General features: G+C 68.6%; 30 protein-coding genes and 1 riboswitch. Of the genes, 15 read left to right on the top strand and 15 right to left on the bottom strand.

All coding sequences use genetic code 11. The features are described from left to right. Positions 1–63: 63 nt before the first annotated feature. Positions 64–2,607: an RNA helicase gene (locus tag GA707_RS19105; protein WP_152180052.1), complete on the bottom strand. Its 2,544-nt coding sequence runs from the start codon at positions 2,605–2,607 to the stop codon at positions 64–66. Positions 2,608–2,680: 73 nt separating this feature from the next. Between GA707_RS19105 and GA707_RS19100 the strand changes: the two genes are divergently transcribed. Together GA707_RS19100 and GA707_RS19095 are read left to right on the top strand one after the other, a co-directional pair. After that, positions 2,681–3,268 (top strand): heme-binding protein, encoded by a 588-nt coding sequence (locus GA707_RS19100; protein ID WP_152180051.1) that lies wholly within the window; start codon positions 2,681–2,683, stop codon positions 3,266–3,268. Positions 3,269–3,450: 182 nt separating this feature from the next. Continuing rightward, positions 3,451–4,344, top strand: a complete 894-nt coding sequence (locus GA707_RS19095; RefSeq protein ID WP_193315431.1) for an SDR family oxidoreductase — start codon at positions 3,451–3,453, stop codon at positions 4,342–4,344. Between the two features lie 52 nt (positions 4,345–4,396). Here GA707_RS19095 and GA707_RS19090 read toward each other — a convergent pair whose 3' ends face one another. Further along, positions 4,397–5,164 carry a flavodoxin family protein gene (locus tag GA707_RS19090; protein ID WP_152180049.1) on the bottom strand — a complete coding sequence of 256 codons (768 nt, stop codon included), beginning with the start codon at positions 5,162–5,164 and terminating at the stop codon, positions 4,397–4,399. Between the two features lie 153 nt (positions 5,165–5,317). After that, a riboswitch (FMN riboswitch) is annotated at positions 5,318–5,449 on the top strand. Between the two features lie 106 nt (positions 5,450–5,555). Between GA707_RS19090 and ribD the strand changes: the two genes are divergently transcribed. The 4 genes from ribD to ribH are packed head-to-tail and all read left to right on the top strand — an operon-like array spanning position 5,556 to position 9,047. Beyond that, positions 5,556–6,683 (top strand): bifunctional diaminohydroxyphosphoribosylaminopyrimidine deaminase/5-amino-6-(5-phosphoribosylamino)uracil reductase RibD, encoded by a 1,128-nt coding sequence (ribD, locus tag GA707_RS19085; RefSeq protein ID WP_226963965.1) that lies wholly within the window; start codon positions 5,556–5,558, stop codon positions 6,681–6,683. Continuing rightward, positions 6,683–7,291 carry a riboflavin synthase gene (locus tag GA707_RS19080; RefSeq protein WP_152180048.1) on the top strand — a complete coding sequence of 203 codons (609 nt, stop codon included), beginning with the start codon at positions 6,683–6,685 and terminating at the stop codon, positions 7,289–7,291. Before ribD ends, GA707_RS19080 begins: the two co-directional genes overlap by 1 nt. After that, the gene (gene ribB / locus GA707_RS19075; protein WP_152180047.1) at positions 7,288–8,565 is read left to right on the top strand and encodes a 3,4-dihydroxy-2-butanone-4-phosphate synthase; all 1,278 of its coding nucleotides are present in this window, start codon (positions 7,288–7,290) and stop codon (positions 8,563–8,565) included. The genes GA707_RS19080 and ribB overlap by 4 nt, the downstream gene beginning before the upstream one ends. Next, the gene (gene ribH / locus GA707_RS19070) at positions 8,562–9,047 is read left to right on the top strand and encodes a 6,7-dimethyl-8-ribityllumazine synthase (RefSeq protein ID WP_152180046.1); all 486 of its coding nucleotides are present in this window, start codon (positions 8,562–8,564) and stop codon (positions 9,045–9,047) included. Before ribB ends, ribH begins: the two co-directional genes overlap by 4 nt. A gap of 15 nt (positions 9,048–9,062) precedes the next feature. Here the strand turns inward: ribH and GA707_RS19065 are convergent, their stop codons facing one another. Further along, on the bottom strand, positions 9,063–9,569 hold the full coding sequence (locus tag GA707_RS19065) for an O-acetyl-ADP-ribose deacetylase (protein WP_152180045.1): 507 nt from the start codon (positions 9,567–9,569) through the stop codon (positions 9,063–9,065). 518 nt (positions 9,570–10,087) lie between these two features. Then, complete coding sequence (locus GA707_RS20995) at positions 10,088–10,309, bottom strand: hypothetical protein (RefSeq protein ID WP_193315430.1); 222 nt, start codon at positions 10,307–10,309, stop codon at positions 10,088–10,090. Positions 10,310–10,460: 151 nt separating this feature from the next. Here GA707_RS20995 and GA707_RS20990 point away from each other — a divergent pair, with 151 nt between their 5' ends. The 6 genes from GA707_RS20990 (at position 10,461) to GA707_RS19035 (ending at position 14,226) form a co-directional block, all read left to right on the top strand. Further along, on the top strand, positions 10,461–10,808 hold the full coding sequence (locus GA707_RS20990) for a TfoX/Sxy family protein (RefSeq protein WP_193315429.1): 348 nt from the start codon (positions 10,461–10,463) through the stop codon (positions 10,806–10,808). 231 nt (positions 10,809–11,039) lie between these two features. Further along, the gene (locus GA707_RS19055) at positions 11,040–11,330 is read left to right on the top strand and encodes a transposase (protein ID WP_152180043.1); all 291 of its coding nucleotides are present in this window, start codon (positions 11,040–11,042) and stop codon (positions 11,328–11,330) included. Beyond that, positions 11,320–11,619, top strand: a complete 300-nt coding sequence (locus GA707_RS19050; protein ID WP_152180042.1) for a ribbon-helix-helix protein, CopG family — start codon at positions 11,320–11,322, stop codon at positions 11,617–11,619. The genes GA707_RS19055 and GA707_RS19050 overlap by 11 nt, the downstream gene beginning before the upstream one ends. Before the next feature lie 109 nt (positions 11,620–11,728). Then, positions 11,729–12,427: a Type 1 glutamine amidotransferase-like domain-containing protein gene (locus GA707_RS19045; RefSeq protein WP_152180041.1), complete on the top strand. Its 699-nt coding sequence runs from the start codon at positions 11,729–11,731 to the stop codon at positions 12,425–12,427. A 181-nt stretch (positions 12,428–12,608) separates the two neighbouring features. After that, complete coding sequence (locus GA707_RS19040; protein ID WP_152180040.1) at positions 12,609–12,965, top strand: antibiotic biosynthesis monooxygenase; 357 nt, start codon at positions 12,609–12,611, stop codon at positions 12,963–12,965. 466 nt (positions 12,966–13,431) lie between these two features. After that, positions 13,432–14,226, top strand: coding sequence for an alpha/beta fold hydrolase (locus GA707_RS19035; RefSeq protein WP_226963964.1), 795 nt, complete (start codon positions 13,432–13,434; stop codon positions 14,224–14,226). A gap of 7 nt (positions 14,227–14,233) precedes the next feature. Here the strand turns inward: GA707_RS19035 and GA707_RS19030 are convergent, their stop codons facing one another. From GA707_RS19030 to GA707_RS19010, 5 genes are read right to left on the bottom strand one after another with little or no spacing between them, the layout of a single operon-like run. After that, a complete protein-coding gene (locus tag GA707_RS19030) occupies positions 14,234–14,704 on the bottom strand; it encodes a nitroreductase/quinone reductase family protein (protein ID WP_193315428.1) in 471 nt (156 codons plus the stop codon). 45 nt (positions 14,705–14,749) lie between these two features. Continuing rightward, positions 14,750–15,490, bottom strand: a complete 741-nt coding sequence (locus tag GA707_RS19025; RefSeq protein ID WP_226963972.1) for a dienelactone hydrolase family protein — start codon at positions 15,488–15,490, stop codon at positions 14,750–14,752. A 12-nt stretch (positions 15,491–15,502) separates the two neighbouring features. Continuing rightward, positions 15,503–15,892, bottom strand: a complete 390-nt coding sequence (locus GA707_RS19020) for a hypothetical protein (RefSeq protein ID WP_226963963.1) — start codon at positions 15,890–15,892, stop codon at positions 15,503–15,505. 20 nt (positions 15,893–15,912) lie between these two features. Then, a complete protein-coding gene (locus tag GA707_RS19015; protein WP_152180035.1) occupies positions 15,913–16,518 on the bottom strand; it encodes a TetR family transcriptional regulator in 606 nt (201 codons plus the stop codon). After that, complete coding sequence (locus GA707_RS19010; protein WP_152180034.1) at positions 16,515–17,267, bottom strand: hypothetical protein; 753 nt, start codon at positions 17,265–17,267, stop codon at positions 16,515–16,517. The genes GA707_RS19015 and GA707_RS19010 overlap by 4 nt, the downstream gene beginning before the upstream one ends. 676 nt (positions 17,268–17,943) lie before the next feature. Here GA707_RS19010 and GA707_RS19005 point away from each other — a divergent pair. Next, positions 17,944–18,174: a hypothetical protein gene (locus GA707_RS19005; protein WP_152180033.1), complete on the top strand. Its 231-nt coding sequence runs from the start codon at positions 17,944–17,946 to the stop codon at positions 18,172–18,174. A 304-nt stretch (positions 18,175–18,478) separates the two neighbouring features. Then, a complete protein-coding gene (locus GA707_RS19000) occupies positions 18,479–18,841 on the top strand; it encodes a bleomycin resistance protein (protein ID WP_152180032.1) in 363 nt (120 codons plus the stop codon). Positions 18,842–18,933: 92 nt separating this feature from the next. On the opposite strand, the gene GA707_RS18995 is transcribed toward GA707_RS19000, so the two are convergent. The 4 genes from GA707_RS18995 to GA707_RS18980 all read right to left on the bottom strand — a co-directional run bounded on the left by GA707_RS18995 (position 18,934) and on the right by GA707_RS18980 (position 21,720). Then, positions 18,934–19,620: a TMEM175 family protein gene (locus GA707_RS18995; protein ID WP_193315427.1), complete on the bottom strand. Its 687-nt coding sequence runs from the start codon at positions 19,618–19,620 to the stop codon at positions 18,934–18,936. 232 nt (positions 19,621–19,852) lie between these two features. After that, positions 19,853–20,743, bottom strand: a complete 891-nt coding sequence (locus GA707_RS18990) for an HNH endonuclease (protein ID WP_226963971.1) — start codon at positions 20,741–20,743, stop codon at positions 19,853–19,855. Positions 20,744–20,998: 255 nt separating this feature from the next. Beyond that, entirely contained in the window at positions 20,999–21,409 is a 411-nt protein-coding gene (locus GA707_RS18985; protein WP_152180029.1) for a PIN domain nuclease, read from the bottom strand. Next, a complete protein-coding gene (locus tag GA707_RS18980) occupies positions 21,400–21,720 on the bottom strand; it encodes a hypothetical protein (protein ID WP_304650387.1) in 321 nt (106 codons plus the stop codon). Before GA707_RS18980 ends, GA707_RS18985 begins: the two co-directional genes overlap by 10 nt. Positions 21,721–21,959: 239 nt before the next feature. Here GA707_RS18980 and GA707_RS18975 point away from each other — a divergent pair, with 239 nt between their 5' ends. Beyond that, on the top strand, positions 21,960–23,021 hold the full coding sequence (locus GA707_RS18975) for an IS110 family transposase (protein WP_152180028.1): 1,062 nt from the start codon (positions 21,960–21,962) through the stop codon (positions 23,019–23,021). Between the two features lie 103 nt (positions 23,022–23,124). Here the strand turns inward: GA707_RS18975 and GA707_RS18970 are convergent, their stop codons facing one another. Together GA707_RS18970 and GA707_RS18965 are read right to left on the bottom strand one after the other, a co-directional pair. Further along, positions 23,125–23,787 (bottom strand): GNAT family N-acyltransferase, encoded by a 663-nt coding sequence (locus GA707_RS18970; protein WP_193315426.1) that lies wholly within the window; start codon positions 23,785–23,787, stop codon positions 23,125–23,127. Between the two features lie 16 nt (positions 23,788–23,803). Then, on the bottom strand, positions 23,804–24,250 hold the full coding sequence (locus tag GA707_RS18965) for a hypothetical protein (RefSeq protein ID WP_152180026.1): 447 nt from the start codon (positions 24,248–24,250) through the stop codon (positions 23,804–23,806). Between the last annotated feature and the right edge of the window lie 233 nt (positions 24,251–24,483).

Below are 24,483 nucleotides of genomic sequence, written 5' to 3'. Positions count from 1 at the left end.
CCTCCGGAACTGCGGACCGCGCGACGAACACGCCGGTCTAGTGAGACTGCTCTGGGGGCTGGTTCAGCCGCCGAGCGGGGCGAATCCGGTGACGGTGAGCACGGCCGCGCCGACGTCGTCACTGGCGGCCAGGTCCACCTCGGCGGTGATGCCCCAGTCGAGGTCGCCGTCGGGATCGACGACGACCTGGCGGAGCCGCCACGAGTCCGGGGTCCGCTCGAGCTGGAGCAGGGCGGGGGAGCGCGCGGCCTGGTCGGTGGCGATGGAGTCGTGCGTGTCGTAGTAGGCGCCGAGCGCGTCGTTCCAGGCCGGCGCGTCCATGACGACCTTCTGCGGCGGGTCGGTGAGCTCAGCGACCCGCGCCTCGAGCTCGCCGAGGTCCTCCCACCGGTCCCGGGCGGCCAGCTCCACACGGTGGAACATCGCGTTGCGGATCAGCACCGTGAACGCGCGCACGTTGCCGGTGATCGGCCGCACCGGCGGTGCGACCTCGCCCCCGGCGAGAACCGCCTCGGCCGGGTTGACGAGGTCCTCCCACTCGTCGAGCAGACTCGAGTCGGTCTGTCGGACGAGCTCGCCGAGCCATTCGATGATGTCGTCGAGCTCATCGGTGCGCATCGAGTCCGGGACGGTGTGCCGCAGGGTCCGGTATGCGTCGGTCAGGTAGCGCAGGAGCAGCCCCTCCGAGCGGGTCAGGCCGTAGGCGGAGACGATCTCGGTGAACGTCATCCCGCGCTCGTACATCTCGCGCACGACGGACTTGGGTGAGAGGGCCTCGGGGGACAGCCACGGGTGGGTGACGCGGTACGCCGTGAGGGTGACCCCGAGCAGGTCGGCCAGAGGCTTGGGCCAGCTGACCTCCTCGAGGCGGTCCATCCGTTCCTCGTACTCGATCCCGTCGAGCTTCATGGCCGCCACAGCCTCCCCGCGGGCCTTGGACTCCTGGGCCCAGAGCACCTGGCGCGGATCCTCGAGGACCGCCTCGACGACCGAGACGATGTCCCGGGCATAGGACTCGGACTCCGGGTCGAGGGTGTCCATCACAGCGAGCGCGAAGGGCGCGAGTGGTTGGTTGAGGGCGAAGTCGCGTTGGAGGTCGACGGTCAGGGCGTGTCGCCTGCCGGAGGAGTCCGCCACCGGGAGGCGCTCGACGACCCCGGACGTGAGCAGTTCCTTGGCCAGGACGAGCGCGTGCCGGCCGAGACGCCGTTGGTCCGAGTCGTCGTGGTGGCTCCCCCGGATGAGTCGAGCCGTGTGGGCCACCGGGTTGCCCTCTCGTCCGAGGAGGTTGATGAGCATCGCGTGGGACATCCGCAGTCGCGGTTGCAGCGGTTCGGGCTCGGCCTCGACGAGCTTGGCGAAGGTCTCCTCGGACCAGCCCACGAATCCCTCGGGCGCCTTCTTGCGCTGGACCTTGCGTTGCTTCTTCGGGTCGTCACCCGCCTTCGTGAGGGCCTTGAGATTGTCGACGACGTGCTCCGGCGCCTGCGCCACCACCCAGCCCCGCGTGTCGAAGCCGGCCCTGCCCGCACGGCCGACGACCTGGTGGAACTCGCGGGCCTTGAGTAGCCGCTGCTTGGTGCCGTCGAACTTCGACAGGCCGGTGAGCAGCACAGTCCGGATCGGCACGTTGATGCCGACGCCGAGAGTGTCGGTGCCGCAGATGACCTTGAGCAGCCCGTCCTGGGCGAGCTGCTCGACGAGGCGGCGGTACTTGGGGAGCATGCCGGCGTGGTGGACGCCGATGCCGTGCCTGACCAGCCTCGACAGGGTCTTGCCGAAGCCCGTCCCGAAACGGAACCCGCCGATCCGGTCGGCGATCGCGTCGCGCTCCTCGCGCGTCGTGATCTTCGCGGCCATGAGACTCTGGGCGCGCTCGAGGGCCGCCGCCTGGGTGAAGTGGACGACGTAGATCGGCGCGCGGTCCTGCTCCAGGAGCGACTCGATGGTCTCGTGGATGGGGGTGACCGCATACGAGAACTCGAGCGGGACAGGTCGTTCGGTGCCGCCGATGACCGCCGTCGAACGCCCGGTGCGCCGCGTCAGGTCGTCGCGGAACATCGTGACGTCCCCGAGGGTCGCCGACATGAGAATGAACTGCGCCTGCGGGAGCTCGAGGATGGGGACCTGCCAGGCCCAGCCGCGCTCGGGGTCGGAGTAGAAGTGGAACTCGTCCATGACGACAAGCCCGATGTCGGCGGCGGGACCCTCACGAAGGGCGATGTTGGCGAGGATCTCTGCCGTGCAGCAGATGATCGGGGCGTCGGCGTTCACCGACGCATCCCCGGTGATCATGCCGACGTTCTCCGCGCCGAACTGCGCGCACAGGGCGAAGAACTTCTCGGACACCAGGGCCTTGATCGGCGCGGTGTAGAAGGAGACCCGGTCCTCGGCGAGGGCCGTGAAGTGGGCCGCGGTCGCCACGAGGGACTTGCCCGAACCCGTCGGCGTGGACAGGATCACGTTGCTGCCGCTGAGGATCTCGAGGAAGGCCTCCTCCTGGTGCGGGTAGAGCAGCAGACCCTGCTCGCCCGCCCACTCGCCGAAGACCTCGTACAGACTGTCGGGGTCGGCGTCGGCCGGCATCCGGTCGTCGAGGTTCCTCATCGAAGCGAGTATGCCCGCGCGAATCCCGCGAACCCAATCCGGGTAGAGCCGGCACAGGCGTACCGTCGGGAGCGTGACCGAGCAGCAGCCGTACGACGTCGTCGAGGAGCACGACCGGTTCGAGCTTCGCCGCTATCCCGAGCATGTCGTCGCCGAGGTCACCGTCCGCGGTGCGTTCGACGAGGCCGGCAACCGGGCCTTTCGTCCGCTGTTCAGGTACATCTCGGGGAACAACCGCTCCAACCGGTCGGTCGCGATGACGGCGCCGGTCGTCCAGGAGGCCGTCGCCCAGCAGGGCGGGTCGAGGAAGGTGTCGATGACCGCACCCGTGGTCCAGACCGAGTCCGCCGAGGGGGAGTTCGTCGTGGCCTTCGTCCTGCCGGCCGACCTCACCGAGGCGACCGCACCCGTGCCGGTCGACCCCGACGTGAGGGTCCGCACGGTGCCGGAGCGACTCGCCGCGGCCCGCCGCTACTCCGGCCGCTGGACCGAGGCCACCTTCCGACACCACGCGGCCCGGTTGGTCGACGACGTGCAGCGGGCCGGACTCGTGCCGGACGGCTCGCCCCGCTACGCCCGCTTCAACGCCCCCTGCACTCCGTGGTTCCTGCGCCGGAACGAGGTGGTCCAGGACGTTCGCCGCCCCGAGGACCCCTCGTGACCTGTCGGGTCGCCCGACCATCGCATACACAGAGGCACCCAGGTCATCCGTCCGGCCAGGAACGGCCTGAAGCTCGCCCGCGCCCGCGCCGTCGGGAGTAGCCTGCGACGTGGACGGCGCGTGGTCGTCCGCCAGGACGGCAGCCGTCCCTAGCCGTGTCGACGGCGACAGGAGGGATGGTCATGATTCTCGTATGCGGGGCGACCGGGGACCTCGGCGGACGCATCGTGCAGCACCTGGTGGACGCCGATCACGCCGTCAGAGCGCTCGTGCGGCCGGAGACGTCCGCCGATGCGCTCGAGGACCTGGGGGTCGAGATCGCGAGGGGTGACCTGCGCGACGAGGCGAGCCTGGCCGCCGCCCTCGTCGGGGTGGACACGGTCGTCACCACCGCGAACGCCATCTCGCGCGTGCTCGCAGGGGCCAAGGACGTGAGCATCGCCTCGGTCGACCTCACCGGGAACCGCAACCTGGTGGCAGCGGCGCGGGAGGCGGGCGTCCACCGCTTCGTGTTCGTCTCGGCGGCGGGGGTCGACCGGGGAATGGCCGATCGGGCACCGCTCGTCGCGGCCAAGCGGGCCACCGAGCGACTGCTGCGGGACAGCGGGATGGAGGTTGTGCTCGCTCGCCCGGACATGTTCCAGGAGGTCTGGCTCGCCCCTGCCTCGGGTATCGACCCGGCCAAGGGCACGGCACTCGTCTACGGCAAGGGGAACACGCCGCAGCGCTATGTCGCGGTCGAGGACGTCGCCCGGCTCGTCGCCAAGCTGGCCGTGGCCGACGACCCTCCGCGAATCGTCGAGGTCGGCGGGCCCGAACAGCTGACGCGCAACGAGGTCGTGGCGGCCTTCGAGGCGGCAACCGGTCGGCGGATGACCGTTCGGCACGTACCCCGCGTCGTGCTCGCGGTGGCCTCCCGCCTGCTGGGCCGCCCGAAGCCTGCCCTCGCCTCGCTCATGGGCATGGCCCTGCACACGGACCTGCATCCCGGCGAGTGGGACGACGCACCGCTGCGTGACGCCGGGATCGACCCGACCCCGGCCAGTGCCTATATCGCGGGGTCGGTGCGCGTCTGAGGCCACCCTGACCCGGTTCGCAGTGCGTGACGCGGAGACCGGGTCGCGTCGCTCACGAGCGGTACTCGGGGTTCGGGTCCGACCGGGAGGTATCGGCTGCAGAACTCGACGTCGACCTTGTGCCGCCGCCCTGGTCCGCCTCGTCCGAGTCCTCCTCGTCGCGGCTGTTGCCCGCGGCGGGGATGCCGCCGGCGTCTCGGAGCATCACCGCGAGGTGCATGAGGTTCCAGGTCATGATCTCCGTGTTGCGCTGGGTGAAGTCGTTCTCCGGTCCTCCCGACCCCTCGTCGAGGTAGGAAGGACCGGGCCCGGCCTCGCCGACCCAGCCGGTGTCGACCTGGGGCGGGACGAGGTAGCCCAGGTGCTGTAGGGAGAACAGGACGTTCATCGCGACGTGCTTGATGCCGTCCTCGTTGCCCGTGACGACCACCCCGCCCACGCGGCCGTAGAAGAGCGACTGGCCCTTGTCGTTGAGCTCGCCGGAGAGGGCGTAGAGCCGCTCGACGACCCGCGTGCATACGCTCGACTTGTCGCCGAGCCAGATCGGAGTGCCGATGACGAGGATGTCGGCGGCGAGGATCCGCTCGGCCAGCGCCGGCCACTCGTCGCGCTCCCAGCCGTGCTCGCGCATGTCGGGCTGGACGCCCGGGGCGATGTCGTGGTCGACGGCGCGGATTTCGTCGACGCTCACGCCCTGCTCCCGCATGATCCGGGCACTGACGGCCATCAGCCCCGCGGTGTTCGACTCCTCGGGGGAGCGCTTGAGCGTGCAGTTGATGAACGCCGCGCGCAGTCCGGCGAATCGGGAGTCGGTGCTCATGGTGTTCCTCTCGTCGTCGACCCGTCGAGCCTAACCACGGGTGCAGCGGCGACGGCGGAGTGAGCGGTGACCCCGGTGCTGTTCGCGGCTGGCCGTGAGTGGGGCCGGTCACCCGTAACACCCGTCCGGCCGCCCATCCGGCATACTTGCACCTAGCGTGCTCCGGGGTCGGTGCAATTCCGAACCGGTGGTGACAGTCCACGACGTCGATCGCAGCCAGCGGTCGGGGGATGCGGTGAAACTCCGCGACCGACGGTGAGAGTCCGGATGGGAGGCAGCGCGCAGGGTCGACGCGAGCGTTCGCGCCGACCCGTCGAGGCGACGCCTGCGCACAGGCGGCGCGTCCGACCCTCGCCCGGAGCCGACCGCAGATGTCGAGCACGAGGACGAGATGAGCATCGAACGCAGCGACGAGCGCCACATGCGCCGTGCCGTCGAGGCTGCCCTCCTCGGTCCCGAGAACGACCCGAACCCTCGCGTCGGCTGCGTCCTCGCCGACGGCGACCGGGTCATCGCGGTCGGCCATCACCGCGGTGCGGGCACACCCCATGCCGAAGCCGACGCCCTCGCCCAGGCGGGGGAGCGGGCTCGGGGGACCACCGCATACATCACCCTCGAGCCGTGCCACCACACGGGTCGCACCGGTCCGTGCACCCTCGCGCTGCGCGACGCCGGCGTCCGCCGGGTCGTGTATGCGGTGGCCGACCCCAACCCGGCCGCTACCGGAGGCGGGGCGTGGCTCGCCGCAGAAGGTCTCGCGGTCGGGTCCGGACTCCTGGCCGACGAGGCGGCGGAGGTGACCGCGACATGGCGGCACCGCGTCCGCACCGGCCGGCCGTGGGTCGTCTGGAAGTTCGCGGCGACCCTCGACGGGCGCTCGGCCGCAGCCGACGGGACGAGCCGGTGGATCACGGGCCCGCAAGCCCGGCGCGACGTCCACGCCGAGCGTGCTAGGTGCGGGGCCGTCATCGTGGGAACGGGAACGGTCCTGGCGGACGACGCGCGGCTCACCGTGCGCGACGAGGACGACCGCCCGCTCGGCCGGCAGCCGCTCCGTGTCGTCGTCGGTGAGCGCGAGATCCCCTTCGGCGCATCGGTGCTCGACGACACCGCAGAGACGCTCCACCTGCGCACCCACGATCCGCACGAGGTGCTGACCGCACTCGCCGGGCGCGGGGTGCACCGGGTCTGGCTCGAGGGCGGGCCGACCCTGGCCGCCGCCTTCTTGCGCGCGGGCTGCGTCGACGAGGTCATCGCCTGGATCGCCCCCGCGCTGCTCGGCGCCGGCCGGCCCGCAGTGGCCGACCTCGGCATCACGACGATGGCCGACACCCTGCGCCTCGACGTCCGCGACGTCGCACTCGTCGGCGGCGACGTGCGGGTCACGGCCCGGCCGCTGCCCCGCGCCGCAGCAGCCGACCCCGCCCGCACCGGCGCCACGCGGTCCGAGAGCCGAACGACGGACCGGGCCACCGCATACCTGACCGCACAGTCCGTCCCCGACAGTGGAGGATCCTGATGTTCACCGGAATCGTCGAGGAGCTCGGCCGCGTCGCGGCCGTCGAGCACGGCGCCGAGTCGGCGCGGCTGACGCTCCACGGCCCGCTCGTGACCGAGGACGCCGTGCATGGCGCCTCGATCGCCGTCAACGGCGTCTGTCTGACCGTCGTCGAGGCCGACGCGGAGGAGTTCACCGTCGACGTCATGCTCGAGACCCTCGACCGCTCGTCCCTCGGCTCGGCGCGACCCGGTGACCCGGTCAACCTCGAGCGGGCGATGCGGGCCGACGGCCGCTTCGGCGGGCACGTCGTCCAAGGACACGTCGACGGCACCGCCACCATCGTGGAGCGGGTGCCGGGGGAGCGGTGGGAGGTCGTCCGCTTCACCCTGCCGGAGTCGCTCACGCGCTACGTCGTCGAGAAGGGCTCGATCACCGTCGACGGGGTGAGCCTGACCGTCGCCTCGGTCGACGAGAAGACCTTCACGGTCTCGCTCATCCCGACCACGCTCGAGCTGACGACGTTGGGACACAAGCGGGTCGGCGACACCGTCAATCTCGAGGTGGACGTGCTTGCTAAGTACGTCGAACGGCTCCTCGACAGCAGAGAGGCGGGATCGGACCGATGAGCAGGAGCGCCGTGAACAGCAACCACGCCGCAGCCGGCCCACCACCGGTCGCCGCGCATCACACGGTCGAGGACGCCCTGGCCGCGCTGCGGTCCGGCAAGCCGGTCATCGTCACCGATGACGAGTCCCGCGAAAACGAGGCCGACGTCATCCTCTCCGCGCAGACCCTGACGACGGAGTGGATGGCCTGGACGATCCGCAACACCAGCGGCTACGTCTGCGCGCCGATGCCCGCCGAGGTGGCCGACCGGCTCGCGCTTCCGCTCATGGTGACGGAGAACACCGATCCCCTGCGCACCGCATACACGGTTTCGGTCGACGCCGCCGACGGGGTGAGCACCGGCATCAGCGCGGCGGACCGGGCGCGCACCCTGCGCCTGCTCGCCGACCCGGACGCGACACCCACGAGTTTCGTGCGCCCTGGACACATCCTGCCGCTGCGCGCCCGACCGGGCGGAGTCCTGACGCGGCGCGGACACACCGAGGCGGCCGTCGACCTGTGCCGGCTCGCTGGTCTCGCTCCGGTCGGGGTCATCGCCGAGCTCGTCCACGACGACGGCCGGATGATGCGCCGGCCGGAGGCCGAGCGCCTCGCGGTCGAGCTGGGAGCGCCGATGCTGACGATCGACGAGCTCGCGACGTGGCGGCGCCGGCACGACCGGGTGATCCGAAGTGCGACGACCCGGCTCCCGACCGAGCACGGCACTTTCACGATGCACGGGTACGCCGACGTCGAGACCGGCGACGAGCACGTCGCCCTTGTCGCCCTGGGCACCCAGGCCGGCCGCACCCCGCTCGTCCGCGTGCACTCGGAGTGCCTGACGGGTGATGCGTTCGGTTCGCTGCGGTGCGACTGCGGTCCGCAGCTGCAGCGGTCGCTGGCGAGGGTCGCGGCCGAGGGTGGCGCAGTCGTCTACCTCCAGGGCCACGAGGGCAGGGGAGTGGGGCTGCTCGCCAAGCTGCGCGCGTACGCCGAGCAGGACGCGGGCGCCGACACCGTCGAGGCACAGGTGCGGCTGGGCCTGCCCGTCGACGCCCGTGAGTACGCCGCGGCCGCGGGTATCCTTCACGACCTCGGCATGGACAGCATTCGCCTGCTGACCAACAATCCTGACAAGGCTGCCGGCCTGCGGCAGCTGGGCATCGACGTCGTCGCCGTGGAGCGACTCGTCGCCGGTGCCAACGTCGAGAACCGGGGCTACCTGCGCACCAAGCGCGACCGGCTCGGCCATGATCTTCCGATCGACACCGACGACAGAGGAGCCAGCGCGTGAGCGGCGAGGGAGCACCGAGGATCAGCGTGGACGGGACCGGCCTGAAGGTCGCCGTGGTCGCCGCGCAGTGGCACACCACTGTCATGAACGGCCTCGTCGACGGTGCCCTGCGGGCCCTGACGGACGCCGGGGTCGGGGACGTGCCGGTCGTGCGGGTGCCGGGCAGCTTCGAGCTGCCGGTGGCGGCGGCGCGGATCGCGCCGACGCACGACGCCGTGGTCGCCCTCGGGGTCGTCATCCGCGGGGACACCCCGCACTTCGACTACGTCTGCCAGGCGGCGACGATGGGGCTGACCGACGTCTCGGTCCGCACGGGGACCCCCGTCGGCTTCGGCGTCCTCACCTGCGACACCGAAGAGCAGGCCCTCGCCCGCGCCGGGCTGCCCGGCTCCCGCGAGGACAAGGGGCACGAGGCCGCCACCGCCGCCCTCGCGACTGTTCTCGCTCTCCAGGAATTCCACCCGCTCCTGCCGCCGCTCTGAGGTCGGTCCCCCGGGTCAGCCGTCCTCGCCGATGACGGCCATGATCTCCCGGTATGCGGTGGTCCCGAACGCGACCAGCCGCGCCTCCTCGACGGCAGAGTCGGACGCACGGATGGTGTCGGCGGCGGCCCGGATTGCGTCCTCGCGCGGCCAGCCGTAGATCCCGGCGCTGATCAGCGGGAAGGCGACCGTCCGGGCGCCGAGCTCGTCCGCGACTTCGAGTGCGCGTCGGTAGCAGGACACGAGGAGCGCGCGGTCCCGCTGTCCTGCCGCATAGTTGGGCCCTACGGTGTGGATGACCCAGCGCGCCGGCAGGTCACCGGCCGTCGTCCACCCGGCGTCGCCGGTGCCGAGGCCGTGGGGGAAGCGCTCGATGCAGTCCCGCAGCACGGCCGGCCCTCCCGCGCTGTGGATGGCGCCGTCGACACCCCCGCCGCCCCGCATGGCGGTGTTTGCCGCGTTGACGAGCGCGTCGACCTCCTGGGTCGTGATGTCTCCCTCGACGGCGATCAAGCGTGTCATTGGTTCAGTGTGCCTCGGTTGAGCGCGCCTCCTGAGGATTCTCCTCACCGCGGACTCGGCCTCGGCGCGCGGCACGCATACGCGACGTGGCCGTGGGGAGATCTGGATCAAGAACCCGGAAGTCGAATACGGTTCGTGACGTGTTGACGTAGACGCCGGTCACTCGTTGATCCTAATGTTTGCCCCGCGAGTTGTGTTGTGCGGCACAGTTTTTCGCCCGTCCCTATGGATGGTGCTGACGCCGCGCCCACCTCGAGACGGGTCACGCCCCGGGAACGAGGAGGATGAAGATCCTCATCGCCTTGACCCTGAGCCATCGTCGACACACCCTCGAGATGAGCCGTGGAACTCCATACAAGACGGACGAGGTCGTAGCGGGCACGGGCACCCTTGGCCGCTCACGGGTCGGGGGCGTCGTCTCTTGTGGCGTCCCGGCACTGGCTCTCGTGGTCGTGCACGCTCCCGGGGCGATAGCAGGCGCGGCGCAGCGACCACCGGCGCACCCGGCGCCCGTTGACCTATACCCACACCCCCGATGGATGCCAGATGCGCCAGCCTTCGAGAGCCACAGCGCGCGCCCAGTCCACCTCGTCTAGGTCGGTCGCCGGGTCGTAGTCCCTAGTCGTGTACTGCCAGGCGGGCTCCATGACGAGAGGGTATGCGGGCCCACCGACGGGGGGGGCTCGTCGTTCGGCGCGCGCCTCGACGTCGACCGGGGTAGCGTCGCAGGGTCGGATCATCCCCCCATTCCGCCGCGCCCAGCTGGAACGGCGCGCACCGGGGCTACGCTCAATTCGATGCGACTTCGCCACGGCGGATTCGCGATGTGTCCGACGAGGGTCGGCACATCTCCTCCCTAGAGCAAAACCTGCAGGCAGCTGGAGGCACCCAATGTCCTATAACGATGTTCTGGCTGAGCGGATCCGTTCCGCGGTGTCCGCGGCTGCGGGTCCGCAGGGCTTTCGAGAGATCAAGATGTTCGGTGGCCTTTGTTGGACCGTCAACACCCACATGACCGTGGGGATCAGCGCTGATGATCTGATGGTTCATGTCGGCAAGGACGGCACTGACCAGGCGCTCAAGGCCGGTGCTCGCCCGGCAACGATGGGACAGAGAACCATGGGCGGCATGGTGCTGGTGGCCGCCGAGGACGTTTCCGACGCCGATGCCCTCGATGCGTGGGTTCGCCCAGCAGTGGACAGAGCGCGGGCCAAGCCGCCGAAGACCGGGAAGAAGTAGTTAAGAGCGAACCCAGGGCGGCGCTTGAGCGACAAGCCGGCGAAGGCCCTCGCGAATCAGCGTTGATACCAGACATCACGCTGGCGATAACACTGGCCAGCCCCCGGCGGTGTGCAGTACGTCCGTGAAGGTATCGAGGTCGCTCGGCGCCATCTCTTCTGCGAGGACGTGAACGGACGGGGACGTCGCCTCTACCTCAACCACGTAGTGCGCGTGTAGTACAGTCGAGTGATGGAGGGGCCGGCTGACTGGAGCCATCGCGGCGATTACATCGCCAAGCACTCCATGACGCCGGATCTCGCCAACGAAGCCCTGGATGATCCGAACCGTCTGGTCATCACACCGGACCCGTCATCGGTGTCGGGCAGGACGGTGCGGGTGGTCGGCTGGTCGCCCTCGATGGGCAACCTGGTGACCGTCATCGTCCTGCCGGATGGCGAGACCGTGTGGGGCGTGAACGCATGGCCGTCGAATCCCACGGACCGGCGGCGATATCGAGAGGAGGCTCACGATGGGAGTTGAGGACCTGATCGCGGCCGAGGCCGCCGCATCTGAGGCACACAAGGATGCCGAGCTGAAGCCGGGGTCGACGCTGACCCGGGGGCACGGCCGGACCAAGACTCTGCAGGTGCGTCTGAACGAGGATGAGATGCAGGCTTTGGCGCAGCTCGCGGACCGACGCGGGGTGCCGGCATCGACGCTCGCCCGGGAGTTGCTGATGACCCAGATCGCGGCAGGAGAGAGCACGCCCCAGGCCATGATCGCCAGGCTCCGCGCCGACCTCGAGGCACTCGCGTCCACAGTGGCCTGACCCCAGCCGCCCGCACTACGGCACGGCGATATCCGGCGGAGTGCCGCTGCTCCAGGGACGTCGAGGTGACAGGCCTGGCCAAGAGAATGCGGTCTTGTAGCGTGCGGAGATGAGCATCGTTCTTGTCGGTGGCGGACCGGACACCACTACCTCGACGTCCTGCATCGCTCCGTTCATCAACGCTTGCCATCGCACTGGCGCGTCGAACATCGCCCTGTTCCTAGCTGGGGATCGCGCTGGGAGCGCACGCTTCATCGACGCCTACCGAGGGCTCCTTGCGCAGCTTTGGGATCAGGTCGAGGTGGTCCCGCTCGAGGAGGGGTTGGGCGATCTCGCGCGGTTCGACGCGTTCATCGTGGCCGGCGGCCCGGTTCGGGAGTATCACCGGCACCTTGCCCCGGTTGCCGCAATCATTCGAGGCCGGGTCGTCTCGGGTGCTCCCTACCTTGGGTTCTCGGCAGGGGCGATGCTGGCGTCCACCAGGGCAATCCTCGGTGGGTACCACTGGGATGGCGCCGTGGTCTCGCCCCGCGACTGGTCTGAGGGGGTAGATGACATCGTCGTGGACGCCGGTCTTGATCTGGTGCCGTGGACGGTGGACGTGCACGCCGCTCAGGCCGGCACGCTCGGCAGAGCGATGGCGGTGGCGGTCAGGGACCGCCGCGTTGATGTCGTGGCACTGGATGAGGACACGGCCCTGCACGTCATCGGGCAGGGTCGGCCGCTCATCAGTGGGACCGGCCACGCATGGTGGGTCCGATCTAGCGACGATGGGTTGAATGTCCGGGTTCACCGGGCCACGCTTTGAGGTCAGGCAGGACAGCGTCTGCTCCCGGCGCTGTGACTCACATGCGTGGAGGCGTTCCTAGGCCTTGCGTGACGGGGCCTCGAGGTGGCAAACCGAGAGCCGTGGGGGGCGGAAGCGAATAGTTGCCACGCCTGGGGCCGTACCTGGACACTTGAGCGGAATGGCGTGGTGAGGAGGAGTCATGATCAAGCGGGTCTGGCATGGTTGGACGAGCGTGGACAACGCCGACGCCTACGAGCACCTGCTGACTACCACGATCGTTCCCGGCATCACGGCTCGGCGGATCGCGGGCCATCGCGGCACGGAGATTCTGCGGGAACGCGAGCCGTCGGGAACGGAAGTTCAGTTCGTGACGATCATGACCTTCGACGACTGGGATGCCGTGCGCGAGTTCGCCGGCGGCGATGGCCACGGCAGCGTCGTTCCCGCGCAAGCGCGGGCCTTGTTGTCCCACTTCGATGAGCACTCCGCGCATTTCGATGTCATCGGGGACCATCTGGCCGCTGACATCCACGCTGGGATCGACCCCAGCCGCTGAGGCACCGCGCTGTCGGGCCCTTCTTTCCTTGAGGCCCTGCCGAAGCACGTACAGCGCTGGCTCCCAGGACGGGCCACACGGCGAGACGTGGATGTCAACTAGTGGGCTGGCGTTCATGGCCGGGAACGACCCGACCTTGTAGAGGGCGGCCGGCTCGCAAGTCTCAAGCCCGTTCACCTATGTCGGTTCATGGGAGGACTCAAGACGCTCGCCCGACTCGGCTCCGCTGGGGTCGACGCTGGATTGCCGGCGAGAGACGTGCACGCTCAGCACCCGGCGGAAGGACACAGGTCACTTCTGAGTCGTTTGGCCCCGCCAGGGCGATGACATTTGCCAGCATTGGTGTATGCGTTCGATGGTTGGTGTCACTGCTGTTGCGACCGTCGGGGCTGGGATCGTTGCTTATCGCTACCGTCGCGACCTCGGCAACGCGCGCGCTCGCCTGGCAAGGGTGGACCGGAAGACGGTGCGCACCGATTGGGGGTTGGTGGAGTACGCCGAGCGTGGCGCGGGTGAGCCGGTCCTGGTCAGTCATGGGATCTTCCACGGCTGCGACGGTGGCTTGCTGGCCACGCGGGAGGAGATCACCGGCCTGCGGGTGATCGTGCCGTCGCGGTTCGGGTACCTCGGGTCGGCGATGCCTGCTGATGCGTCAGCAGCGGAGCAGGCTGACGCCTTCGTCGCGCTTCTCGACCTTTTGGAGATCACGCGGGCTGATGTGGTGGGTATCTCGGCCGGCACCGGGGCTGCGCTGCAGACCGCGCTGCGGCATCCGGGTCGGGTGGGGCATCTGGTGGTCAGCTCGGGGAACTGGCCGGGCAGCCCGACCGCGCAGGCGCCGCCGCAGTGGGCTAAGGCGTTCTATTCCGATCCGGCGATGTGGGCGATGCGCACCTTCGTCCCGCCGATGATGGGTCGCCTGATGGGCGTGCCGGTGGGGTTCCCGCGGGACGAGAACGACGCGCGCCGGATGGAGGAGATGCTCGAGAGCATCTTCCCGCTGGAGCCTCGTCGTGAGGGTGCCGTCTTTGACGCCTTCGTCTCCAACCCGCAGGTGGGCGAGTACCCGCTGGAGGACATCACGGTGCCGACGTTGGTCATCCATGCGGCTGACGACCCACTGGCCTCTCCGGAGGCTGCCGCGGCGGCCGCCGGCCGCATACCGGCAGCGACCCTGGTGAGCTTGCCCTCGGGCGGTCACCTCGGACTCGGGCAGACCGGCCGGGTGCGGGAGGAGATCTCCGGGTTCCTCGAGACCTGAGTGCTTCTCACCCTGCCGCGGGGTGCACCCGGAAGACCGGGTAGTAGGAGGCGATCGCCTCCACGTCCGCGACCGTGGGTTCAGGGTCGAGGCCGAAGTAGGACTCGGCCTGGAGGGCCCGGGAGCGCTGCCCGCCCCGACGTTCGGCCTGGGCGAGGTAGGCGAGGATGACGGGGGCTCGATGCTCGGCGTCGAGCTCTTCCAGCCGTACTGGATGCGCGGCTCGGCGACGCAGGACCGCGTGGCCGCTGGCTGCGCGGACGTTCCGCACCCACTGTGATTCGCCGGCCAGCGCGACGAGGTAGGTGTCGCCATCATGGTCGGTCAGGACGACCAGAGTCCTACGGGTGGTGCCGGACCTTCGGCCGGTGACCTCGAGCGCGACCACCCCGGAGGGCAGCAGACCGAGGCGAGCCAGAGCGGCCCCGAGATGGTGGTTTAGCCAGGCGTACCATCGCGCGGGTGACCGATACGCCACCCGGGAGGAGTAGCTCTGCGGCCCTGGCCTGTTCACGCCCACCGTTCATCCCCGTCCATCACGTCCGTCGACCCCGCGTGCCGGGTGGAGGTGCTCGTGGAGGAACTCGACGATGCGACTGCGAGCCTCGGCGGCGGAGGGGGCGTGGTAGTCCATCGTGGCGAACCGGCCGGCGACGACCGCCCAGGCCGGCATCTCCTCGCGCGGGTGATCGTTGAGGAAGGAGTGCCCGGCCTCGGGATAGACCCTCACATCATGGGGGACCCCGGCCGTGGTCAGAGCACGTTCGAGCCTGGCGGGATCGCCTCTGAGGCTACGGTCGCGCGCGCCGTAGCTGCCGATCACCGGGCACGCGTCGGTGAGCAGATCGTCCGCGTCGTCGGGAACGTTGCCGTAGTTGACGCTGGCTGCCTGGTAGCGGCCACTGCCGGCGAGCAGCACGGCGAAACCGCCACCAAGACAGAAGCCGATCACTCCCACCCGGCCGGTACAGTCCTCGCGAGCGGCCAGCCAGGCTCGCGTCGACTCGCGCTCGTCGAAGCTGCGACCCTGCCGGCGCGTCAAGGACCGCATGGCGGCGATCATGCACCGCAGGCGCCCACCCCAGTGCAGCAGGTCGGGCGCGGCGGCAAGGAAGCCGTGCTCGGCCAGCCACTCACACTGCCGCCGCGCGTCACTGGTCATCCCCAGGGCGTCATGGATCACCACAACGCCGGGCCATGGCGGGGCGGTATCGGGACGGGCCAGATACACCGGCAGCGGCCCTCGGTCGGTCACCAGACTCATCATGGGCATGGGTCAGCCACCGCCCATGAACTGTTCGAGCCACGCAGGCCGCACCACGGCCCCGACCACGAGCGCCGCGTTGATGACAAGCCCGAAGACCAGGTGCCAGTTCCAGAACAGCAACAGCAACACCGTCGACAGGCCCGCGGCGATGACGGTGATGGTCGGCCACGCACTCGTGAGTCCGGCAACCTGCCACACACACAACGCCACGAGGACGAATGCGACGATCGTCGCCGCCATCAGCACATACGCGACCGGGCGACGACCGGCCTCCGGGACCAGCCAGGACCGATCAAGAGAGAACTCCGTGACATCCGAGGCCAGATACAGCAGGTGCACCAGACCGTGCGCCACCAGAAGCACGCCGACGAGGACTCGTAGCACGATCAGCATGGGCATCAACCTCCCCTGAGAATCCATCATTGGACGGGTTCACCCCGGAAGGCAACCGGACTGTCCCCGGCTCCGGGGTCGTAGGGCGCCAGCAGGTTGACCAGGGCGAGGACGAAGGTTTCGTCTCGCCAGTGGGCCGCGCGCTCGTGCAGGGGCGCTGGTAGTTCGCGGGTGTCGGTGTCGGCCTGCCCGGAGGAGAACATCGAGAACCCGACGGTCAGGGCGAGCAGCGATTGCCAGATCTCGACCGACTCCTCGGTGGTGAAGCCTTGGCTGGTGAGGTAGACCAGTCCGCTCTGGCTCTCCCCGGGTAGGCGACGCCCTGCCAGAGGGATCATGTTCGGATGGGCGGCGAGGACCCGCCGGTACTCGATGAAGATCGCCACCAGCAGCGGTTTCCAGTGTTCGGGGGCCGGTGACGGGAGACGGAACTCGGCGCGCATGACCCGTAGGGCACCGTCGATGAGCTCGTCCTTGTTGGCGACGTGGTTATACAGGGATGGGGCCTTCACGCCCACGTCGGCGGCAAGCCGACGCATCGTCAGCGCCTCCAGGCCGTCGGCGTCGATGATGGCCAGCGCACGCTCGGCGAGCAACTCCGGGCTCAGAGCCCGGGCTGCTCGACTCCTCACTCCTCGGTCCTGAGGCCGGCGACAGGCACGGCTGGCCGCGACGCCCTGGCTCTCACGTCGGTCTCGCGCTGGCTGCCTCCCAGCCCGACCGCATCCCCAGCCATGGACCGAGCGGCGTCGTGGGCCGGCGCCGCAAACAGGTGCACCAACAGAAGGACGACGGTCAGGTAGAAGCTGCCTTCGAACAGCGTCGGTGCGTGCAGGCCGGTCGCGTAGACGAGGACCACCGACCCCACCACGAGGAACAGCGCGTTGACCAGAGACAGGACGAACACCGGCAGCCACGCTTGGGCAAGGCCGTAAACCGTGCCACGCCCCGCCCTAGCGAGCCAACGCGGCGGCCGGTCGGCGCTCCACCTCCCCACGGCGCCGGCGAGGATCCCGATGACCGGCGGACCGACGCCCCCGCCCGAAAGGAGCATCCCGAAGGACAACAAGACGAGGGCTGAGCCGCCGTGGTCACGACCTAGGCCAGCGATCGACCAGCCCACGACTGCTGTCGCGAGGACCAGCGTCACCAAACCTGCGGACAGTGCGGTCGGAAGCACGGTGAACCCCGGCTCCCCGCCCATGTGCTCGGCGATCGGGCCGGTCGTCCACGAGTCGAGCGCGACGCCGGTGACCCTGACGTCGCCTTGGAGCACTTCTCCAACCCCGTGGGTGATCCCCCCGAGTCCGGCGAGGACGCCGAAGGCTGTCGCAGTCGTTCGGCATGCTCCCGCGTTGTGTAGTCGTATGCGCAGCTTCATCGCTGCACCTTCTTCACTCTCTGGACCGTAAACTAACGGTGATAGTTTCAGACTAACACCGTTAGTCCTGTTTGGTAAGAGGTCTGCTGCGCTGCGCTCCATGTGGGGCGCTCCCGACGCCAATCCACGGCCCACCTGGCAGGTCAGCCGCGCAGTGAAGCGGCCACCTGTGATGGACCTTTCATCATCGCGAAACGGGCATTCCGCGACAGGACGCGCAGCCGTATGAGACGACAGTCGACTGTTCGGACGGAGTCGGACCCGGCAATCCCGCAGCCCTCGCCTCCCAGCGGATAGCCCGGCAGCCGGCGAAAAGGGTCACGTTGTCGGACGCGGAGGGCGTGTGCGCGCGGGGGGCTTGGTGTGCCGTGTACTTTCGGTTTGTGGTCAACGCTGGTGATGTCATCGAGAACCCGGTCACCGGTGAGCGGATCACGTTCGTTCGCACGAGCGAACAGACCGGTGGTGCACTCGCGGAGTTGGACCTCGAGCTGAGTCCGATGGCGTTTCTGGCGGCTGAACACATTCATCGATCCCAGGAGGAGGAGTTCCAGGTTCTCGAGGGCCAGATCTTGTTGCGCTGCCGTGGTCAGGAGTCGATGAGCGGCCGGGGGAGACCGTTGCGGTGCCTCCGGGCGCCCCGCACGCCTGGGCTCCGCACAATGGCGCTGCCCGGGTGCGCATCACCTTTACTCCGGGGGCCGGCATCGAGGAGTTCTTCGATGAGTTCTTCCGCCTCGCCCGCCAGGGGCGGGTCAACTCCAAGGGGATGCCCTCGTTGCCGGTGACGGCTCGCCTTGGTCTCGCGCACGACATGTACCTGGCGGGACCGCCGGTGCCCCTGCAACGCGCCGCGTTCCGGGTGCTGGCCACGACGGAGAAACTGCTGCACCGGTCAAGTTCCTAAGCTGAGGGTAGCGGCGGCTCGCCTCGGCCGCGCCGTCAGGCACAGCAGGCGACCGGGAAAGACGCGGACCTTCCGGTGGGCGGCGGCTGCGCACAGGGTCGCGGCCCCACCGAGCTCGACGACGAGTCTGCTTTGCTACCTCCAGACCCGGAACCTGTCCTTCCAGGCGGCCCTCCATCCCAACGTAAAGGGGTTGTCGCCGTGCCGCTCCGACCACCATCAGCTTCCGGTGGAAAAAGGGTGTACGTGGCCAGGCGTCGCCTGTGAGGAGAGCCCAGGGACGGCCCAGCGCTACTCTGCCCTTATGGTCGATCGCGCCACGCCGAATCTGCCGTCGCGAGACTTCGACACGACGGCCGCGTTCTTCGCCGACGTGGGCTTCGCGGGCGCGTACCGCGACCCGGGGTGGATGATCCTGCAGCGGGGCGAGGTCACCCTGGAGTTCTTCCCCTTCCCAGAGCTCGACCCGGCAACCAGTGCGTTCTCCTGTTGTCTTCGCCTTGATGACGTGACTGCCTTCTTCGAGGAATGTCTAGCAGCGGGCATCCCCGAGGCGTCGCGGGGCTGGCCACGCGTCCACCGGCCGGCCCTCGAGGATTCCGGACTGTACATCGGCGCGCTCATCGACCCCGACTGCACACTCCTGCGGCTGATCCAAAACCCGTAGAGAGCCGCTGCCGCGGTCGATATCCGGCGCTATGACGCACTCCGATTGACGGCGGGGTGCGGCACTGGCAGCACGATCCTGGTCGTGGCGGTTCAGCCGTAGTTCTCGGCCTCGGCTCGTGTGCCGGGGCGTTGCCGCAGGATGGTGATGAGGCCGAAGTACAGCAGCGGCACGACGAAGTACAAGCCTCGACTGACTGTAGGGGCGGCATCGGCCAGAGCCATAGCGAGGAGATACACCACGATGGGGGCGGCGGCGAGCATGCCGCCGATGCGGCGATGCCGATCGGTCAGTGGCTCGTACAGCAACTGCGGACGTCGAGTGACGTAGGCGTAAAGGACCCAACGCAGCAGCGATACGGCGATGAGCACCGCACCGTAGACGTGCAGCGCGATGGGCTGGTCGGGATACTCCCCCAGCACGGATGCGGCGAACGGGATCAGCGCGGCCGGCAACATGAAGAGCAGGTTCAGCCAGACAACGTCTCGGTTGACGATCCGAATCTGGTTGAACAGGTCGCGGTGCCAGACCCAGTACATTCCGGTGATCAGGAAGCTGATCACCCACGCCGAGAGCTCGGGCTCGACCTCGCGCAGGGCCTCGGCCAGCGACTGCTCGCTCAAGTTCGGCGGCACGCTGATCTCCAGCACCAGGATGGTGATGATGATCGCGAACACTCCGTCGGTGAACGCCTTTACCCTGTCGGTCTCACCACGGCGCCTCTCGGCCGCTGAAGGCGCCTGCTCGGCCATCAGAACCCCTTTCGCCTCGTTGATCATCACCCTGGTACTTCGCATCGTGCGAGCAGCCCCAGCAGCGCCCCAAGTAGATCAAGAAGTAGAAGGTCTCGCGCCCCCGGCACCTCCCATGCCACCCGATCCATCGCCTAGACCAGCTCCCGGCGGTGAGACGCAGTATGAACTCGCTGGCCTGCTCTATCGTGATGCTGGTGGCGGTGAGGTTGAGGGTGATGGCGATGGCGATGGCCCAGCTGAGCCGACGCCGCGGCCTTTAGGACTCGCCCAATCGTCTCCTGAGGAACTGGGGGTTCGGCGGCGCCGTCGTCGGGACGGTCAGCCTTTGACCATCCAGCGGCTCGAGCGCATCGCGGAGCGAATCGTCGGGACCGACCCGATCCCAATTGACGTGAACCGAGTAGTCGTCGTGGATGAGGATGAAGCCAGTATCGAAGGCGCGGTCCACAAAGGTGGACAGGCAAAGGCCGTTCGCAGGATCGAGTCGGATGGACTCGTCTTCACTCCACGGGACGATGTGCGCCGCCACCAGGAAGTCGCGGGTCGCGATACCAGTTAGGGCACACTTCCAGCCGTAGTTCCCTTTCACCCGGGCCGCGAACACACGCTGGGCACTCCCGCGAGTCTTGGCTGTCACACGCTCGTCCGCGACCGCATAGTTGCCCTCTGCGACTTGGGCAGCCAACGCCGCAACCTCGGCATCGTCCGCAGGTCTGGACTCAGCAAGGACGTCGTCGGACGCAGGGACGACGACCCGATTTGCGCCGGCCGCGTCGGCCGGCAGTGTCACGCCGTAGGCCTCGACCAGGGGACCCAGTACTTCGGGCGGAGCATCTGCCGCCTGTAGTCGTAGAAAACAGGCATACACCTGCTCACCCGTGGTAGTGCGCACGCCGCTATCACCCGACCAGCCGTTGAAGCACTCGCGCGGCAGCACCCCCGCCAGCACCGCTTCCTTCGCGGCCCGCGCGGGTGCGCCTTTCGAGGTTGGGTAGGCAGCCCTATCTGGCATGCTGTCCGCCGGGTGCCAACCGTGGTGGCGCAAGGCACGCTCCACAGCCAGAAGCCTGTCCGTGTCGACCGCTTGGAGTTTGGCCCAGCGCCTCAGGGCTCGTTGTCGCTCGTCAAATGCCGCTTCACCCCACATGTCGCGCACTGGGATGGCGTTTGTCGCAGAGTGCATATTCATCAGCGCGATCGGCCCAGGCTTGCGCCCTTGGGGCGGTTGTAGTCCTCGCAAAGGAGTTGGAGGTCGCGGAACTCATTGGCTCCGCTCAACGCGATTCGAGTCATAATTTGCAACGTACTCAAGAAGTGTCACGTCCGGTGTCTTGACGAGTTGCGTATCTATTGGGCCCTGGGCACGACCTCAGCGCCCAGGGGCGACTTCCGGCGGAATGCCCTACGTTCGAAGGCGCTCGGTGGGTTGGCCGGTGATGGTGGCGATGAGCTCGAAGTCTTTGTCCATGTGTAGGACGGTCAGCCCGGCCAGTTCGGCTGCTGCGGCGATGATGATGTCGGGGATGGAGGGCGCGCGATGTTGACCCTGCCCGGCCAGGAGAAGCTGCACCTGCACGGCGCGGTCCTCGATGCTCGGGGTCAGGTACTCAACCGGCATCGCCGAGACGGGCGGGCTGGTGAACATCGAGCGGGCGTCCTTGGCGGTGCGGGCGGAGTAGCCGACCTCGAGGCGCGTCACGGTCGTGATCCGGACCAGGCCTCGCTCGATGCGCTCTGCCCACAGCTCGGCATCGGGGCTAACTGCCAGACGAACCAGGGCCGATTTGTCGATCAGCCACTCGGTTACTGCCACGCTGCGCCCATCACCTGCGGATCAGCGAGATCGGTGATCTTGTCGGCGAAGGAGCGCAGATCAGCGGCGGAGACCGAGGCTCCCGAGGTCGCCGCGTCCGCGGCAAGTCGTCGACGGATGTACTCCACGCGTGACAGGCCCAACCGTGACGCGTGTGCATCCACCGCCGCCAGCACCGACTCCGGGATGTCGCGGATCAGCACGTCGGCCATCAGAACCACCTCCGATATCAAACGATACCACTCGCGCTGACCAGGGCATGTGCTTGACGAGCCATACCCCGGCGGTGTGACTGTGAGGATGGCGTTCACAGCCTGATGGTGCTGGGCTGTGGTTGGTGACCACGAGCGTGACCCACGGTGTGACTGGCCCTTGTGCCCTGCTGCGACTTGTCCACTCGTGGTCACCGGCCCCGGCCCGGCTGGAGGAGCTGGCCTGATCAGGAGCTTGACCGCCCGGCGTTAGCACCGCCTGGCGTGTCTCATCACAGTCCTGCCGAAACCTCCGTCCCGGACCGGAACCACGTCCCATCCGGCGAAGGAGAGAACGCATGACCAGTCTGACCGATCTACGCGAGGTGGTCGATGTCGTCATCGGCGTCGACACCCACGTCCACACCCACTCCGCGGCCGTAGTCGACACTGCGACCGGCGGTGTCCTGGCCGAGATCACCGTCGAGGCGACCACCGAGGGCTATGCCGAGCTGGTGGAGTTGGCCAACACGTATCCGATGTTGCGGGCCTGGGCCATCGAGGGGACCGGCGGCCACGGCGCCGGCCTGAGCCGTCACCTGCTGCAGGCCGGCGAGCTCGTCATCGAGCTGGACCGCCCGAAGCGGGCCGCACGCCGCAACGGCGCGAAGTCCGACCCCCTCGACGCAATCAGAGCCGCACGTGAAGCGATGGCTCGCCCCCAGCTGGGAACGCCCCGCAGCGGCGCCGAACGCCAAGCACTCTCAGTACTGTTGGCCGCCCGCCGCTCCGCGATAAATGCCTCCACCGAGGCCCAACTGCAGGTCTTCAGCCTGGTCATCGCCGCGCCCGAGACGATCCGGGCCAGGCTCCGTGGCCAGAAGCTTGCCGCGATGCTCACCACCGCCGCGGGCCTGCGCGTGCACTCTTCCTGGGACATCGAAACAACCAGCACAGTCGTCGCGCTGCGCACCCTGGCCCGCAGGGCGCACGCGATGCTGAAAGAGGCCCGGGAACTGGAGAAGGCGCTGGTGGCCATCATCCGCTCCTGGCGCCCCGACCTGCTCGAGCAGTTCGGCGTCGGACCAATCGTGGCCGCGACGGTGCTGTGCGCCTGGTCCCACCCCGGCCGCGTCCACTCCGAGGCCGCGTTCGCGATGCTCGCCGGCGTCGCACCCATCCCCGCCAACAGCGGCCAGGTCACCACCCGCTACCGACTCAACCGGTACGGCGACCGACAACTCAACCGAGCGTTGCACACCGTGGTCCGCAGCCGGATCCAGTACCAGCCCGCCACCCGCGACTACGTCGCACGCCGCACCGCCGAAGGCAAGACCAGCCGAGAGATCAAACGCTGCCTCGCACGCTACGTCGCCCGCGACCTCTACCGCCTACTCGAAAACGGCGCCCCAGGCGCTTGACGAAGCATAGGAGCGTCGCGGTTTGTCGGTGGCGTTGTATCGGCCCTTGACGAGGGCTTGGCGAGAAGGCTGTGTATCGGGGCGGGGTGTACAGATACATGCCTCAGACTGGTGTGTCGGGCGGGACCGGGGCGCCCAGCGGGCCAAGCACACTGATCATCCCCGGGAGACTGGCCCGTAGGTCGCATCGCACTGCCAGACGTTGCTCACCGAGGACCGTGCGCGGCGGGGCTAACGTCTCCATTTGCACGCCGATGCCGCGCCACAGTTCGATGATCGGGGGCGTCGTCATGCCTCCCCAAACCGAGTATCCGCGCGAGACGACCTCGAGGCAGGCGAGCCCGGAGAGGCCCATCGAGACGCGGTGGTCCCCGTCACGGTAGCCGTCCGAGACCACCCAACGGCCGCACTCGACGACCGCACCGGCCGGCTCGAACCGCAAGTCGAAGGCAGCCTCGGTGGGCAGCAGCACCCCAGGTGCGGGCAGGAGAACCCTGGCCGTTCCCGCCAACTCGGTGCCGTCCCACGCAGCCAGGTGCACGGCGTCATGGTCATAGTCGTCGGCCTCTTCGGCGGCGGTGCTGCGACTGCCGGGCTCCCACCCCGCGGTGTCGACCTGATGGCGGCGAAGCTGCTGGACGGCCTGCAACTCTGCGGGACCTGACGCCACGCGCACCCGTAGGCCGGTCCGTTCGATGAACCACTGACCGAGCGCCATGAGCGTGGCGTCGTACGAGGATCCCGACTCCGCCCGACCGGAGGCCATCGGTGGACAGCGCGAGTTAACTGCAGTGGTAGCGAACGTCGTAGCTGAGCTGAGCGCCCACCTGCCGCAGGCTGCCCGTCCCAGTGATCGCGAGGGTGTCTGTGGGCTGACCGACGACCCTGAACGAGGCATCTGCCGTCGGCACACCGGCCTGCGCACGGCCCGTGACTCCCACCATGAACGTGCCTTGACCGCAGCCAGAAACCACACCCTCAAAGGTCATCGTGCCGTGGAAGGTGACCAGACCGGACTTGTGCACAACACCGGTGACCGTCTCCACGAACGTGCCGTTGATCGCGCCCTCGACGACGCCTTCGACCGTCCGCACCTCGGTGACGTTGCCACCGGCCTCACGGACGATATCGACGTCGAGGCGGGTGATGGTTCCCGTACCGCTGCCGGTGAGCGGCTGGGCAGTGGCTGGCGCACCCAGGACCAGTGCCGTGATGCCGGTGACCAACATCGCCAAGAGGATCCGAAATGACAGTATGCGCCCCACGTTCATGGAGGCTCCCTCAGTCGTGGCTGCATGCAGGTCGCAGGTTGGGCCAGACCTGCGACGCTAGTCCTGCCTGACGGCGGACATGCCAGTCTCCTTGTAGGCGGACAGGTGGTGTCCCTTTCTGCGGACAGTTGATCTCCCTGTCGATGGACAGCTGTTTGTTCGTGTCGTTGCCGATGTGGGTGTCCCTCCGG

This window comes from Nostocoides sp. F2B08, from assembly GCF_009184895.1.
GTDB lineage: Bacteria > Actinomycetota > Actinomycetes > Actinomycetales > Dermatophilaceae > F2B08.
Note: the sequence above shows the minus strand (reverse complement) of the source record. Positions and strands in the feature narration are given on the sequence as shown.